At 44.0% G+C, this 15,916-nt stretch carries 10 protein-coding genes; 4 read left to right on the top strand and 6 right to left on the bottom strand.

Features of this window, described 5'->3' with window-relative positions; translation table 11 throughout:
* Both QUA40_RS19780 and QUA40_RS19775 read left to right on the top strand, forming a co-directional pair.
* Nucleotides 1-961: WD40 repeat domain-containing protein (locus QUA40_RS19780; protein ID WP_333128886.1), on the top strand; the 961-nt coding region annotated here is incomplete at its 5' end.
* Between the two features lie 89 nt (nt 962-1,050).
* Nucleotides 1,051-3,096 carry a caspase family protein gene (locus QUA40_RS19775; RefSeq protein WP_333128884.1) on the top strand — a complete coding sequence of 682 codons (2,046 nt, stop codon included), beginning with the start codon at nt 1,051-1,053 and terminating at the stop codon, nt 3,094-3,096.
* A gap of 42 nt (nt 3,097-3,138) precedes the next feature.
* On the opposite strand, the gene QUA40_RS19770 is transcribed toward QUA40_RS19775, so the two are convergent.
* The 4 genes from QUA40_RS19770 to QUA40_RS19755 all read right to left on the bottom strand — a co-directional run bounded on the left by QUA40_RS19770 (nt 3,139) and on the right by QUA40_RS19755 (nt 9,743).
* A complete protein-coding gene (locus QUA40_RS19770; protein ID WP_333128882.1) occupies nt 3,139-6,687 on the bottom strand; it encodes a WD40 domain-containing protein in 3,549 nt (1,182 codons plus the stop codon).
* Nucleotides 6,687-8,378, bottom strand: coding sequence for an AAA-like domain-containing protein (locus tag QUA40_RS19765; protein ID WP_333128881.1), 1,692 nt, complete (start codon nt 8,376-8,378; stop codon nt 6,687-6,689). Before QUA40_RS19765 ends, QUA40_RS19770 begins: the two co-directional genes overlap by 1 nt.
* Before the next feature lie 292 nt (nt 8,379-8,670).
* Entirely contained in the window at nt 8,671-9,402 is a 732-nt protein-coding gene (locus tag QUA40_RS19760) for a WecB/TagA/CpsF family glycosyltransferase (RefSeq protein ID WP_333128879.1), read from the bottom strand.
* A gap of 203 nt (nt 9,403-9,605) precedes the next feature.
* Nucleotides 9,606-9,743: a hypothetical protein gene (locus QUA40_RS19755; protein ID WP_333128877.1), complete on the bottom strand. Its 138-nt coding sequence runs from the start codon at nt 9,741-9,743 to the stop codon at nt 9,606-9,608.
* 111 nt (nt 9,744-9,854) lie between these two features.
* Between QUA40_RS19755 and QUA40_RS19750 the strand changes: the two genes are divergently transcribed.
* Together QUA40_RS19750 and QUA40_RS19745 are read left to right on the top strand one after the other, a co-directional pair.
* Nucleotides 9,855-13,064, top strand: a complete 3,210-nt coding sequence (locus QUA40_RS19750; RefSeq protein ID WP_333128875.1) for a glycoside hydrolase family 15 protein — start codon at nt 9,855-9,857, stop codon at nt 13,062-13,064.
* A gap of 172 nt (nt 13,065-13,236) precedes the next feature.
* The gene (locus QUA40_RS19745) at nt 13,237-14,076 is read left to right on the top strand and encodes a TdeIII family type II restriction endonuclease (RefSeq protein ID WP_333128873.1); all 840 of its coding nucleotides are present in this window, start codon (nt 13,237-13,239) and stop codon (nt 14,074-14,076) included.
* A gap of 29 nt (nt 14,077-14,105) precedes the next feature.
* On the opposite strand, the gene QUA40_RS19740 is transcribed toward QUA40_RS19745, so the two are convergent.
* Complete coding sequence (locus QUA40_RS19740; protein ID WP_333128870.1) at nt 14,106-14,885, bottom strand: PmeII family type II restriction endonuclease; 780 nt, start codon at nt 14,883-14,885, stop codon at nt 14,106-14,108.
* On the bottom strand, nt 14,860-15,916 hold a 1,057-nt coding region (locus QUA40_RS19735; protein ID WP_333128867.1), incomplete at its 5' end, for a site-specific DNA-methyltransferase. The genes QUA40_RS19735 and QUA40_RS19740, both read right to left, overlap by 26 nt.

Below are 15,916 nucleotides of genomic sequence, written 5' to 3'. Positions count from 1 at the left end.
TACAGAATCGGTTAGGGCTGTCAGTTTCAGCCCCAATGGCAAGCTGCTGGCTACTGGCAGTGGTGACAAGACAGTGAAACTGTGGGATACCTCCACTGGCAAAGAAATTAAAACCCTCAGCGGCCATACAGAGTTAGTTAATGGTGTCAGTTTCAGCCCCAATGGCAAGCTGCTGGCCACTAGCAGTCGTGACAAGACAGTGAAACTGTGGGATACATCCACTGGCAAAGAAATTAAAACCCTCAGCGGGCATACACACGGGGTTAATGGTGTCAGTTTCAGCCCCAATGGCAAGCTGCTGGCCACTAGCAGTCGTGACAAGACAGTGAAACTGTGGGATACATCCACCGGCCAACAAATTAAAACCCTCAGCGGGCATACACACGGGGTTAATGGTGTCAGTTTCAGCCCCAATGGCAAGCTGCTGGCCACTGCCAGTGATGACAAGACAGTGAAACTGTGGGATACCTCCACCGGCAAAGAAATTAAAACCCTCAGCGGGCATACAGCCTCGGTTACGGCTGTCAGTTTCAGCCCCGATGGCAAGCTGCTGGCCACTGGCAGTTTTGACAAGACAGTGAAACTGTGGGATACATCCACTGGCAAAGAAATTAAAACCCTCAGCGGGCATACAGCCTGGGTTTATGCTGTTAGTTTCAGCCCCGATGGCAAGCTGCTGGCGACTGGCAGTTTTGACAAAACAGTGAAACTGTGGGATACATCCACTGGCAAAGAAATTAAAACCCTCAGTGGGCATACAGCCTGGGTTTATGCTGTCAGTTTCAGCCCCGATGGCAAGCTGCTGGCGACTGGCAGTAGTGACAAGACAGTGAAACTGTGGCGGTGGGATTTTGATTATTTACTTAAGGAAGGATGCAATTTCATAGACAATTACCTCATACCTCATCCTGATGATGCAGATGCCCTGGAAATTGACAAAGATTTATGCAAAAAGCTTTGAGAATTTGAGAGGAAAAACTGCATAAAAAACCCCACCTCACTCCCCTATAAAAATCAAACTTTTCCCAAACCCCTTACCCACTATCAACCATGACCAACCAAACCCCCAACTTCCACGCCCTCCTCATCGGCATCAATTTCTACTTCCCCCATCGTTTACCAGAAGGTAACTACTACAAAAACTTGCGGGGATGCGTTCCAGATATCAACCACGTCGAAACCTATTTACAAGACACCTTCAACCTCACACCCGACCAAATTATTAAACTCACCGCTACTGCTTCCGACAATCCCAACCAACCCCAAGAACCCCCAGAACTTTTACCCACCTATGAAAATATCGTCGCCAAATTCAAAGAACTAACCGCCAAAGCCCAACCTCAAGACCGAGTATATATTCACTACTCCGGTCACGGCGGACGGGCAAAAACAATTTTTGAAGATGTCAAGGGTTCTATGGGTTTAGATGAAGCCTTAGTTCCCTGCGATATCGGTCAACCAAATTCACGCTATTTGCGCGATTTGGAATTCGCCAAACTCCTGGAAGAAATGGTGGCAAAAGAGTTAGTTGTAACGCTGGTACTGGATAGCTGTCATTCCGGTGGCGCAACTAGAGAAATGAGCGGAGATGACCGGATTCGCGGTGAAGGTTTTATTGATATGATGGAACGACCAACTGATAGTTTGGTTGCACCTCTTCAGGACTTAGCACAAAATTGGCAAGTTTCAACAGAAAATAGCCGCAATATTACCGTCGTCAATGGTTTGTTGCCCGAACCGAAAGGTTATACCTTAATAGCAGCTTGTCGGGAGCATGAATTTGCTTATGAAAAGGTTTTTGAAGGGAGGGAACGCAACGGCGCTTTAACTTATTATTTACTAAAAGCTTTGCGAGAATACGGGACAGATATTCCTGTTAACAACTTGTACGATCGCATTTCTAATCTAGTGCACAATGACTTCCCTCGACAAACACCGATGTTGATAGGCGAGACAAATCGCACTTTTTTGGGCGGTCAACCTGTCCTTGCTAGCCGTAACGCTCCGGTGATGAAGGTAGATATTACCAAAAACCGAGTTCAGCTACAAATAGGGCAAGCAAGCGGAATTAAAAAAGGATCAGAATTCGAGATTTTTAAATTCAGAACGAGGGATTTTAAAGATAGTGATAACCTTGTGGCGACAGTTAAAGTTGTAGAGTTGGGGGCATCCGACTGTTGGGCAGAAGTAACGGCACTACACAACGAATTTAGAACCAGAGAACTCAATCCTAAATTAAAAGAAGGAACGATCGAAATCGGTTCGCCTGCTGTCTATGTAGGGCCACCCTTGGAACAAATTCGCAAAGTTCGAGTTCTTCTGCCTGACCCGTTACCGCAAATTCCTGGTGTAGATGTGTCATCACTTCCTAGTATACTCAAAACTCAAAAAGAGGAAGTTGAAAATCATAGCTGGATAGAATTCTGTCCAGAAACCGAAAAAGATGAGAATGTGAATTATTTTGTTTCCCTGAATCCTCAAGGAGAATATTTGATTTTAGATGCGAATAAAGAACCGATCCCAAATGTTGTTTTTCCGATCAAAATTGATGCACCTGAAGCAGCTAAAAAGCTAATTAATCGCTTAATCCACATTACCCTATATCAAAATAGTTTGGAGTGGGATAATGAAGATACTTATTCAACTTTAAATCGCAAACTTAAGGTTGAATTAGTTAAATCAGTCAAACGGGGGCAAATTGTAGTTTTGAATGCTGATGGTAAGGTTCCTGTATTAGAAAACGGTGCAGAAGAGGTCACATTACTAATTCGCAATGAATCTACCAATCGAACTTTGAATATCACTGCCTTGCTCTTTGATGCAGATTTTAGTATTTCACAAATCTATCCAGACCGTGCGAATTATGAAGTTGTAGAACCCGGAGGAGAGAGAACAGAAAACTTCAAACTATCATTGCCAGAAAATTATGAGGAAGGGGTAAATGTAATAAAAGTATTTGCGACTATGGATGCAACGAATTATCGCTTGTGGGAATTGCCAGCGTTAGACCAAGATTTACAGGGGCGAAAGGCGGAGATTGTAACTAAAGCGAGTAATGAATGGACGACGGAAAAGGTGGAATTTGTGCTGAGGTGAAAAAAATGTAGTGCGCCCCTCTTGCTCGATCGCTGTTTTTGCCTAGTCCTTTTTGATTGACTTTTGGTTGAGGTAATCAGAACACATCTGTTTATCCTCTGCTGTGGCTTTCGGGTTGTTTTTGAGATAATCACTTATTGACTCGCAGCCTAATTCCATCAGTTTATCAAAATCCCAAGACCTTGAATTCCACAGTTTGATGGTGTTGTCATAGCTAGCAGAAGCCAAAGTCTTGCCATCTGGACTAAAGGCGACGCTATAGACCCAATTGCGATGCCCGGTGAGGATGGCGATCGCTTTTCGGGTTTGTACGTCCCACAGTTTGATGGTACCGTCAGCGCTAGCAGAAGCCAAAGTCTTGCCATCTGGACTAAAGGCGACGCTATAAACCCAATCGCTATGCCCGGTGAGGGTAGCGATGAGTTTTTGGGTTGGCGGGTTCCACAGTTTGATGGTACCGTCATCGCTAGCAGAAGCCAAAATCTTGCCATCTGGACTAAAGGCGACGCTATTGACATCTTTGCTATGCCCGGTGAGGGTAGCGATGAGTTTTTGGGTTTGCAGGTTCCACAGTTTGATGCTCTTGTCGGCGCTAGCAGAAGCCAAAGTCTTGCCATCTGGACTAAAGGCGACGCTATAGACCGAACTGCTATGCCCGATGAGGGTAGCGATGAGTTTTTGGGTTTGCAGGTTCCACAGTTTGATGCTCTTGTCATCGCTAGGAGAAGCCAAACTCTTGTTATCTGGACTAAAGGCGACGCTATAGACCGAACTGCTATGCCCGATGAGGGTAGCGATCGCTGTTTGGGTTTGCAGGTTCCACAGTTTAATGGTTTTGTCGGCGCTAGCAGAAGCCAAAGTCTTGCCATCTGGACTAAAGGCGACGCTATTGACCGAACTGCTATGCCCGATGAGGAGAGCGATCGCTGTTTGGGTTTGCAGGTTCCACAGTTTGATGGTTTTGTCATCGCTAGCAGAAGCCAAACTCTTGCCATCTGGACTAAAGGCGACGCTATTGACCTTTTTGCTATGCCCGGTGAGGGTGGATCTGGTTTGCAGGTTCCACAGTTTGATGGTGTTGTCATAGCTTGCAGAAGCCAAAGTCTTGCCATCTGGACTAAAGGCGACGCTACTGACCGAATTGCTATGCCCGGTGAGGGTAGCGATCGCTGTTTGGGTTTGCAGGTTCCACAGTTTAATGGTTTTGTCGGCGCTAGCAGAAGCCAACGTCTTGCCATCGGGACTAAAGGCGACGCTATTGACCCAATTCCGATGCCCGGTGAGGGTGGCGATCGCTGTTTGGGTTTGCAGGTTCCACAGTTTGATGGTGTTGTCATCGCTAGCAGAAGCCAACGTCTTGCCATCGGGACTAAAGGCGACGTTATAGACCTCTTTGCTATGCCCGGTGAGGGTAGCGATGGCTTTTTGGGTTTGCGGGTTCCACAATTTGATGGTGTTGTCATCGCCAGCAGAAGCCAAAGTCTTGCCATCTGGACTAAAGGCGACGCTTCTGAGCGACTCGCTATGCCCGGAGAGGGTAGCGATCGCTTTTTGGGTTTGCAGGTTCCACAGTTTGATGGTCTTGTCGACGCTAGCAGAAGCCAAAGTCTTGCCATCTGGACTAAAGGCGACGCTTCTGACCGACTTGCTATGCCCGGAGAGGGTAGCGATCGCTGTTTGGGTTTGCAGGTTCCACAGTTTAATGGTTTTGTCGGCGCTAGCAGAAGCCAAAGTCTTGCCATCTGGACTAAAGGCGACGCTTCTGACCCAATCGTTATGCCCGGAGAGGGTAGCGATCAGTTTTTGGGTTTGCAGGTTCCACAATTTGATGGTGTTGTCATGGCTAGCAGAAGCCAAAGTTAAGCCATCGGGACTAAAGGCTACGCGATAGACCGAACTGCTATGCCCTTCCAAACTATTGCGCTCTTTTACTTCGGAAACTGCTTGTTGCAGCGCACCCATCACTTGTCCTTGGATGTCTTTTGTCGTGTTGGCTGAAGCATCTAGTTTTTTTAATGTGGTTCCGGCTTTCAATGCTTCCAGCAGTGCTTGAAATGTCTGTCCAGAAATAAATGATTGATTGGAAAAAGCACTTTCCTGGATGGTATTTGATAAATTATTAGCTTGAGTGACTTGCTTCCCGGCAAAAACAGTTGCCCCAGTTGAAATTAAGATAGCCACCACAGCAAAAACAGAGGTTCCCATTGTAATTTTTTGTGCCTTGTGCTGTGCCTTGGTTAGCGTCTGATTCGCTTCAGTCAAAATTTGATTAGCTTGTCTCTGGACTTCTAAATCTCGTTCAAATTCCCCTTGTTGTAATTCCCGACTGGCATTTAAAAACTGATAATCTAAATCGCTCAAACTTTTACCGGCTGCCCAAGTTTGAGCATCTTGCAAAGCCTGACCTCGCAACAGTCGCGATTCATCTTTATAATCAGAATCTTCCCAAGCTTTTAAACTTTCGCTATAAGGGCGAAGATTTGCTAACAGTCTTTCCACCCAATCCAGGTTAAAAACAGATTTATAAATCGGATTATAAACTTTTATTTTACCAGATTGCTTAACTACCAAACCTGTTAAGCGGAGTTCCATCTGCTCCAGACTATCATCAGCAGCAATCTCATCATGTTGCAAAATTTGCTGATATATTCTTAATAAGCGACTAAGCCATTGTTTACTGTTTAAAATACGGTTTCTAATCGTCTTTAAATGTTCTGGCTCATCCTGCGTTTCCCAATTTTTAATTATTTTATCTCTAACTATAGTTTCTACCCACTCAGTAAGATTCCGGATTGATGCAATATTATTATGCTTGAGAAGTAATTTACAAATTTTCTGCGTTAAAAATGGCTGTCCGCCAGTCCAAGATAATACCGCCTCTAGCAAAGCCTGAGAATTTTCTGCTTGAGTTTCTAACCCAACTGCCAAAGGTTGTGCTTCTGATAATTGAAAACCCGTTAACTCAATAGCCTGTCCAATATTAAAGGGAGTGCGAAGGTGATTACTAATTAAATTGGAAGGTGTTGCTACTCCAATCAAAGCAAAGATTAGGCGGTTATATTCTGGTTGATCCGCACGCTGGTTAAAACAATCGCGAATAACGGCAAAAAAGTCATCCACATTAAAGGGCAAAGCTAATATGCTATCAATTTCATCAATAAATATCACAATAGATTTATCGATAAATTCCAGCAACACCTCGGAAATAAACTTACTGAAGCGTTGAACAGGAGACAGCAATTCGTTACTTGTCCACCAATCATAAGAATCAAAATTATTGTAAATTTGAAAACTGTTTACCATGGAGTCAATAATTCCGAAATACCACTCTTGAGGAGTAATATCTGACGTACCAATTGACGTAATATCAACGGCAGCACAGGCAAATCCTTCTTGCTGCAATCTCGCCATTGTCTGCACTCGCAAGCTAGATTTACCCATCTGTCGCGAGTTGAGAACGTAACAAAACTCTCCTGCCTTTAATCCTTCATAAAAATCTCTGTCAGCTTGTCTCCTAACATAAGTAGGTGCATCAATAGGTAAGCTACCACCGACTTGATATTCGTAATTCCAATCGAGTTCATTATTCATTAACGAACTCCTAAGCGATCTTTAAAATATAGGCGGCAGAGATTGCACAGAGGAATCACATCATTACCTCGCAACTTCACTAAACCCCTACTGCGAAGTGTAAACGCTAGATTCGCTTCTAATCGTACCGGAACCGAACTAGCAATTACTTGTTTCATTGCTGCTTCCAAATTTGGCTCGGCAGTGAGATTAATTAAATGATAGCGTAAATGATCGCCGTAAATTCCTTCTTCAGTAGGCGCAGTCTGTAAAAATTCCTCTAAGGTTAAATAACCGCGAGCAATTTCATAAAGGGCTTTTCTTAACAGGTAAGGATGCCCATCTACCATTCCAATCAATTGTTCTATTTGGCGGGCAGACCACCTCAGTTGATGTTTTTGTACTAACTCAACAATTTCTTGATGGTTAAATTCTGGTAGATCAATTGGTAAACCTACATTAAAAGGCGACTGGTTGATATTCAAGGGAATATAAACTTCTTTGGAATGGGAAATTACTAAACGCAGTTTTTTCCAAGCTGGTTCGTTTTTTCCTTTTTCGTGCCACGCCCGCAGTAAACCAAAGAATTCCTGCGCTACTTGGGGATATTGAAAAACTCGATCGACTTCATCTAATCCTAACGTTAATGGTGTATTAATTGTTGTTAACAGGTAGCGCTGAAAATAGTTGCCGCATTTTTGTTTGCTGCCCATGCCTTGCTTCCAGTATTCCGCTACTCGGTCTTCTAAATTTAACTCATTGGTAATCTCACCACAAAACCATTGCAACAACTGATCGAGATTACTAAGAAAATTACCATCAGCAGATTGAAAGTTTAAATATGCTGTTTGATGTCCCTGTTCTCTTGAATGATGTAAAATGCGCTGTAATAAAGAAGTTTTACCCATTTTACGGGGTGCTTTAATTCGGATCAAAGCGCCCGGTTTGTTAATAGCTTGGTAGCAGTCTGATTCAATGGGAAGACGATCGATATATAGCTGACAATCTAAGCTAACAGAACCTTCTGGGTTATCTAAATTGAGGAAAGGAACAGGTGGTGAGGGGAGCGACAGCACATTTGCCACCGCAGAGGAAGACTCCTCAAGTATATCGCTAACGCGAGCATCCGAAAAATCAGACTTCTTTCTCAGTACCGGAGTCAATTCTTCGGGAATTCCTGCCATGCTGATACTGACACACCCAAGCTTATAAGCAAATTCTATAGATTTCCCCGCGCCTAATGCGTCGTAAAAACCCACGGCGAATTCCCGTGCAGCATTATCACCAACGGCTTTGTTCATACCAATAACGTATTGTATGTGACGCGCGATCGCATTTGCTTGCACTTCAGAATAACAGGCATTCAGCACGACGCATTCCACCTGATCCATAAATACTTCAAATAAGGCTGCTAAGGCTTGTACGCTTACCAACTTGATCAGCCCGGTTTCATCTTCTAAAGCTAAACCATCCTCTCCTGCACCATGCCCCGAGAAGTGAACGATCTGCGGATTATAATCTAATACTGCCCGCCGCATATCCGTGTGCGTTACTGCCCATTCTTCCTCCAGTTGGAACTTGTCACGCTTTTTAGAGCGTTGCAACGCATCTGAAATTTCCTGAACCTCTTTACCTAAGCGCAGGGGAGTGGAGTTTTTGGGGTTAGCTGCCAAAAACAGGATAGTTTTTTTCTTTCTTGGGGAACTACTCATAAATCCGACTTTGACTAAAGGTGATTCGCTATTACTCCGTTTCCGCCCCAAGAATATCTAGTGAAGAGGACAAGGCTTTGCTGCGGGCTTTTATAGATATTGGCTCGCGATCGCCCCTACAAGATATTATTGTTTTTTCATGCCGATCTACTTACTAGATTAAGTTTACCGGCTCTACGGGAATATACTGTATCATGTCAGGTAAATTAACAATAATTATTGTAGAGACGGGTTCACGCGCGATCGGCAATATCAGCTATAACTCCCGTAAACCCGCCCCCATTGGGAACTTTTAAGCTCGAAAATCCCCCAAAGCTTTCAATGCAAATTGCGGCAAAGCTAACATCCGGCGCCACCGCCAAGGTTCTTGATAAAGTCGGTACAACCATTCTAAATGATTGTCGCAAAACCAAGCGGGCGCGCGCTCTTTTGTTCCCGCCCAAATATCGAAACTGCCACCAACTCCCACCCAAATCGAATCAGGGCAAAGGTGTCGGTGTTCGGCAATCCAAAATTCTTGGCGTGGCACTCCCAAGCCGACAAAAATTAGTTTTGGCTGCATTTTTTTGAGGCTTTCACGGAAGTCTTTTTCTTCATCTGCAGAAAGATAACCGTGTTGAGAAGCAATCGACAATCCGTTAACCTTTTGCTGCCAAGTTTCCGCAGCCGCAGCCGCCACTCCTGGGGAACCTCCAAAGAAAAATAGTGGTTCCGAATCAGGCAATTTTCCGGCTTGTTGCAGCAGCGATTCTGCTAATTCAATTCCCGGATAGCGCTGTGCCGGTTTGCCACGCAGCCGCAAGTACAGCACCACTCCCGAACCGTCGGGTATCACCAGTTCCGCTTTGCGGATTACATCTGCTAAGGCCGGATTTTTCTCGGCTTGCATGGCCATTTCAGCATTCAGCGTCACGACATGACTTCCTAACCCTTGATGCAGACGCTCCATCAGCCAACCTGCATAATCATCTAATATGTGAACTGGTAGTCCCAGCACTGAAAATTGCGGGCGCGATCCATCCATATTTTTTTATTTGAGATTCCTACACACCTAGTTATTTAAATTAGCTGAGATTGGCGATCGACGCTAGACCTGTTTTGGTCGCAAAAAAACCGGTTTGTGGCACCAAAAGTCTGTTAAGTCATCGTTCGGTGGCCCAGAAACCGGATTTTTGGTACGCGGCGCGCTAGGACAGTTAGAGTTTGACTGTAAAGTGCGATCGAGCATTAGTGTTCGATTTTTTTGACAGAGCCGTCAGCGTACCATTCCATCGGTACTAGCTCAATTTTACCATTAATTTTCACTGTAGAGTAGACAACTTTTACGAAAGGAACGCTGTTGTTATTGTTGTTGCGGCTAGACATGGCAATTACCTTTTTGTGTTGGGATAACTGGAGAAATGATCTAATCTCTGATATATTTAAAAGTCTATTCCCCGCAAATCTACTCGCATCAGGAAAAAGAAGGAAAACGAAATGGCGATCGCAACAACTCAGCGGCAAAACAGGTTAGATTATTACTACCAGCAAATCAAAACCGTCATCCTCAAGCGCCAGAACCCAATAACTGGTTTGCTACCGGCGAGTACCGCCGTTAACGCTCACGGCGACTACACCGATGCTTGGGTGCGGGATAACGTGTACAGCATTCTCGCGGTTTGGGGTTTGGGTTTAGCTTACCGCAAAATTGATGGCGATCAGGGCAGAACATTTGAACTCGAACACAGCACAGTCAAACTGATGCGCGGCTTGCTGTTTGCGATGATGCAGCAATCGAGCAAAGTAGAACATTTTAAAAATACTCAGTCGCCGCTAGATGCCCTGCACGCTAAATACAATACTCAAACTGGAAGTATTGTTGTTGGTGATGACCAGTGGGGACATTTACAGTTAGACGCTACATCTATATTCTTATTAATTCTTTCTCAAATGACGGCTTCCGGGCTGCACGTAATTTTTACAATTGATGAAGTCAATTTCGTGCAAAATTTAGTTTACTACATCGGTAGAGCATACCGCACGCCCGATTACGGAATTTGGGAAAGAGGCCATAAAATAAATCGTGGCAATGCAGAATTGAACGCCAGTTCAGTTGGCATGGCCAAAGCAGCGCTGGAAGCAATAAATGGGTTGGATTTGTTTGGAATCAAAGGCTCTCAAGCATCTGTTATTCACGTTTTGCCCGACGAAATTGCCCGAAGTCGCATAACTTTGGAATCGCTTTTGCCTCGCGAATCTAGTTCAAAAGAAGTAGATGCCGCTTTATTGAGCGTGATTAGTTTTCCGGCTTTTGCTGTGGAAGATCGAGAATTAATAGAACGGACTAGAAATAAGATTATTGACAAATTGCAAGGAAAATACGGCTGCAAGCGGTTTCTGCGGGACGGACACCAAACAGTGTTGGAAGATGCCGATCGCCTGCACTACGAACCCACAGAATTAAGGCAGTTCGAGCACATTGAATGCGAGTGGCCGCTATTTTTCACTTATTTGCTCTTGGACGGCATATTTCAGGGAAATCAAGCCCAAGTGCAAGAGTACCAGCAGCGTTTGGAATCTTTGGCAGTCGATCGCTCTGGTTTGCCGCTGCTACCCGAATTGTACTACGTCCCCGCCGAAAATATAGAAGCAGAAAAGCTAAATCCCCGCAGCCAGCAGCGCTTACCCAATGAAAATATTCCCCTCGTTTGGGCGCAAAGTTTATATTTTCTCGGTCAATTGCTGAACGAAGGATTAATTGCAGTTGGCGACATCGACCCGCTGGGAAGGCATGTGTCAGTCGGCCAACACAGAGAACCTTTAGTGCAAATTGCACTGTTAGCTGAAGACGAAGATTTGCAAGCAGAATTAGCCGCTAACGGCATTGCCGCACAAACCCCAAAACAGGTAGAACCAATTCAAGTCCGCCAGACTAAAGAATTATCAGCTATTTACACGCAAATCGGACGTAACGACCAATTAGGTTTAACGGGTCGCCCCGTGCGTCGTTTGCGGAGTTTAACAACTTCTCGGGTGTTTAAAATTCGCGAAGAGGCGATCGTATTTCTCCCTTCATTTTTGAACAGACAAGAGTTTTACTTAACTTTAGATTACCATTTTTTAGTGGCTCAAATCAAGAGCGAAATAGCTCAAATTCACCGCCACTGGTATCAGTTGGGACGCCCTACGGTAACGCTGATGCTGACTCACACGATGCTGGAAACCGGCCGGGAAGCGTTGTTAGAATTAATGAAAGAATTCCGGGATGGACACTGTAACAACACGCCAGTTAAACTCGGAAATCTTAAGCAGTTAATGCTGACCGCTGGCACGGAAAGAATTGATTTAATGCACGATTTTGAATTTACAGAATCTCCGGTGACAGGTGCAGTAGAAACGCGCAGCTATCTAAGTTACAATCCTGAAAAAAGTTGGCCTTTGGGTCACACGCAAGAATTTAAATTAGAGTGCGAAACTAATACTCAATTCTTGCTAAATAGCCTGCACGATTCAGAAAATTTGTACGAACAAATTGAGTTGCTGCACACGTTAGTTCGCCTCAAAGGATTAAATTTTGATACAGGATTTGGAGGTGCAGAACCAACAGTTAAAGTTGTGGATTTGCTCAACGAAGTTTATACAAAAGCTGGAGAAAGTTCGCAATCAAAAATCCAATGGGCAGTCATCCGCCATGCCGCAGGTTTGCTGGACAAAGTTGATATCAGCTTGTCGGATGCGGTGACAGACATTTTGGTGCGGCAAAAACAGATTGCTGTGGGGAAAGCTTACAGCGAAGATTCGATAATTTCGCGGCCGGGTTCTTACACGGAAGTGATGGACAAAATTCGCCAATTCTGCGGAGAAGACATTCGCGATCGAGTTCTAACTCAAGAAGTTCTCATCTACCTTGGCCTGCTAATTAAAGCCGAACCGCAGTTATTTAAAGGCCTGCTGACGCTGAGAGTTAGCTACTTTATTTTGCTCCTGACTAGCGAGTTTGCCCGCGAATTGGGAGTTACGCAAAATGAAGCTTACGAACATTTAATGCAGCTAAGTCCCTTTGAAATTAAAAATCGCCTGCGCCAAGTGTTAACAGAATACGAGGAAATGAATCAAATCCTCAAACAACAAGAATCCCTGCGCGTCAAACAGCAGGAAAAAGATATTGAATGGGTAGTAGCGCCAGTTTCCGAAGAACCGCAAATGCCTGCGGGAGGATGGCGGCGGAAGCGGCAAATGGAAGGTGCCGTCAATCGCGTACCAAAGGATTTTTATCCGAGTGTTTGGGGACTGCTGCGGCACTGCAAAGGCTTGATAATTGGCGATAAATTAGAGCGCAGAAATCGCTTGGACAGCGATGTTATTTTATCGGAAATGACCCCAGGGGAAAAGAATTTCGCGCTCCAAATCGAGCATTTGCTGAATAAAATTGTGGCGCCCGAATACCGACAAGTGAATATTGAGGCGCTGATGGAGTTGGCTGCAATTGCCCAGCGCAACCCAGAATTGCAAGTAGAAGAATACATCGTTTTAGATGTATTAGTCGGTCACGCAGTGCGGCTGAATTGGCTAGGAAAATACCAGGAAAGAGCCGATAAATACGACGAAGACAAAGCGGCGGCTTGGCAAGCTTTTTACAATACTTCGCCTTACGTTTGCGCGAGTCACGTACTCGATGCTTTCCGATTCTTGACCAAGTTTGGATAGATAGAGTGCGACTGGTTAATACAAGCTACCCCCTCGATAGTTCGGCGGTTGAAACCGCAACTACACAAACGAAGTCCGCCTCTGCGGACTAAGAAATAAGGGAGATATTTAAGCTTGATTTGGGATGGTAGTTTTCAACAAGTCTAGTCAACAGAATGTTTGCAGTAAAATAATGTCAGCTATTAGCTCAACTACCCGCGTCATCATCAAAGCATACTTAGAAGTTTTTATCGAAAATCTTGTCAATGAATACAGAGGACGGCTAATACCAAAACTTGATATTCCAGCAGCATATTTATCATGCAAATCCTCTAAAGGTCAACTGAAACCGTTTCAGGCTGCTATTATGCCGTCAGAATTGCTACGGATTAACGAGTTTGAAAGAGGTTTCAGCAGTAGCTTGGGTACAACATATGAAGAATGTGCAAAACTCATTGCTTTGGAACATCACCAAGAAGCAAGCAGAAGCTATGAAATTTCTGGCGAAGTTAGCATAGAGGCTATCAATGAAATTGAGCGTCAGATAGCGCTATTTGAGCAGTCAGCCGACAAAAATGCAAATAAACCTGCTTTTGAAGAAATGATAGAAGCTGTTCTTGAGGCTCAAAAAACTAACCATTTAGTTAGGCGATCGGTCAAAGCAGATTTGTACGTGCTATCCCGTGACGGGAGGAAGTTTTTCTTTGAAATTAAAGGATCGAAACCCAACAAAGGACAATGCTTGGAGGTAATTCAACGGCTGCTGAGATATCATTTACTGTGCGGACTGTCTCGCCCCGATGCTCAATCTTACTATGCTATGGCTTACAATCCTTACGGGCCAAATCGTTCAGATTATAAATGGTCAGTGGCAAGGAAGTACACGCCCTTTGAACAAGCTGTCCTGATGGGACATGAGTTTTGGAATATTATAGGGGGAGAGACTGCTTACGAAGAACTTTTGGATATATATCAAGAAGTTGGGCGGGAGAAGGGTAAGTATATGCTTGATGCTCTTGCTTTTGGATTTTAGGGGTTAAAATAATGAACACATGGTTAAAATTAGATAGAGGACTTACTTTTTTGTATTCTTGGCTTTTTTGGTGGTATCTTTCCACTGTTAAGCTGAACAATTTTTTCCCAATCTAATGACCCTTCTGATGTAGAAAAGTTTTCGAGAAACTCCCTAGTAAATCTATTGACCGCATTACTCCAAGCAACTTGATAATCAGGGCGATGCCGAGTAGGATAATCTTCCATTAATCGGATCAGTTTAAGATAGAATTCCGGATCGCCTGTAATTTCTTCCCAGAATGACTGACCAGACCGGACTGCATAAAGTCGCTTATCACTCGGTTCACTGGTTGCGCGTCCATAACATTGTCCTAGTAATGCCCTAAACTGCTTCTTGATTTTTCTGCTAATAAACATAGCGCGAGCATTTTCAAAGTTCTCTTTTAATTTACGTTTCTGGTCTGCATTTCCCCAATTTGAACCAGACTTAACTTGAACGACAGTGTAAGCTTCAGGCGTTTCAATAACCACATCCATTCCGACATCAGTTGCTACTACGCCTCCACCAACAGCTTGGGCAATTGGCTCAAAAAATATATGACCAAATATACCTTCATCTGATGATGATATATACGCTTGAAGTAATTCTTTGACAATTTCGGAGGCATCCTGCATACCGATAGCACGAAACAGATATGGATTCTTTCGCCGTAAAGTATTCCACAAATCTAAGTTTGAAAGCGTTTGAATGCGGCGGTCATAAAACATTTCTAGTTGTTTCTTAATCAAAGCTTCTAGCTCATCAGGGCTGATTGATGGAATACTCACTGCCTTTCTCCCATAATGTTAATTGAGTTGCTTCGCGCAAACGATTTTGAGCAATAGTGCAGTATTCTGCATTCAATTCAACTCCGATAAATCGACGATTTAACTCTTGACAAGCGACAGCCGTTGTCCCAGATCCCATGAATGGATCTAAAACTACATCGTTATATTGCGTGAACAATTTAATAAACCATTTTGGCAATTCTACTGGAAAAGCTGCACTGTGTCCCCGATTGCTGCATTCTGTTGCTAAATGCAAAACATTTGTGGGGTAAGCCAATTCGCGATCGACCCAATTAGAAACATTTTTACCAAAGCCGCTGCCAACTTTGGAATTGTCCCGCTGTTTGTCTGTTTCGCTCAATTTGCTCAACCTCTTGTTTTTCCAATCGCCCATAGGTACCATCACAGATTCCTGGTACATAGCAAATTGTTTGTTCAGCGTGAAATGCAAGCAGCGTTCCCATGAATCTCGGAAACGATTCGGCCATTTTCCCGGAAAACAGTTCTTTTTGTGCCAGCAATACTCCTCAACCCAAAGCCAGCCTTGTTTTCGTAAAGCTAATATGATCTCAATCACAAAAGTGTGTCGTTCACCATTGACGACAGGCTCTTTAATGTTGAGAATAAACGAGCCTGTCGGTTTGAGAACGCGCTGCAAATCTTCAGCTATAGGTAAAAACCAAGTGACATAATCATCAGCTTTCATGCCACCATAGGTTTTACTTCGCTTGTCTGCATAGGGAGGAGATGTGATAATTAGATCTGCACACTGTGCTGGTAAAAGAGGCAAGATATTACGACAGTCACCTTCAATAATTTTGTCTAAAAAATCTGAGATTTGTGCTGTTTCTGTGGCTTGTTTCTGATCTAGCAAAGGAGAGATATTGTAGATACTTTCAGTTGATATCTTATTGGTGTCAAATAAGTGTGTCTTATTAGCTTTCATAGGTTTAGTTAGGGCTTGCTGAATATATCGATCGCACTTGAGGTAGCCTGGGTTTTGAGCGCGCGATCGAGAATAAAGTGCAAGA

Origin of the sequence: Microcoleus sp. Pol11C3, from assembly GCF_036701485.1 — a bacterium.
Classification (GTDB): domain Bacteria; phylum Cyanobacteriota; class Cyanobacteriia; order Cyanobacteriales; family Microcoleaceae; genus Microcoleus.
This window is presented reverse-complemented; position numbering and strand designations above follow the sequence as displayed.

Coding starts and splice junctions, on each gene's coding strand:
- QUA40_RS19755 (WP_333128877.1), bottom strand. CDS start 9,743: ATGTCTAGCCGCAACAACAATAACAACAGCGTTCCTTTCGTAAAAGTT.
- QUA40_RS19765 (WP_333128881.1), bottom strand. CDS start 8,378: ATGAGTAGTTCCCCAAGAAAGAAAAAAACTATCCTGTTTTTGGCAGCT.
- QUA40_RS19750 (WP_333128875.1), top strand. CDS start 9,855: ATGGCGATCGCAACAACTCAGCGGCAAAACAGGTTAGATTATTACTAC.
- QUA40_RS19770 (WP_333128882.1), bottom strand. CDS start 6,687: ATGAATAATGAACTCGATTGGAATTACGAATATCAAGTCGGTGGTAGC.
- QUA40_RS19760 (WP_333128879.1), bottom strand. CDS start 9,402: ATGGATGGATCGCGCCCGCAATTTTCAGTGCTGGGACTACCAGTTCAC.
- QUA40_RS19775 (WP_333128884.1), top strand. CDS start 1,051: ATGACCAACCAAACCCCCAACTTCCACGCCCTCCTCATCGGCATCAAT.
- QUA40_RS19745 (WP_333128873.1), top strand. CDS start 13,237: ATGTCAGCTATTAGCTCAACTACCCGCGTCATCATCAAAGCATACTTA.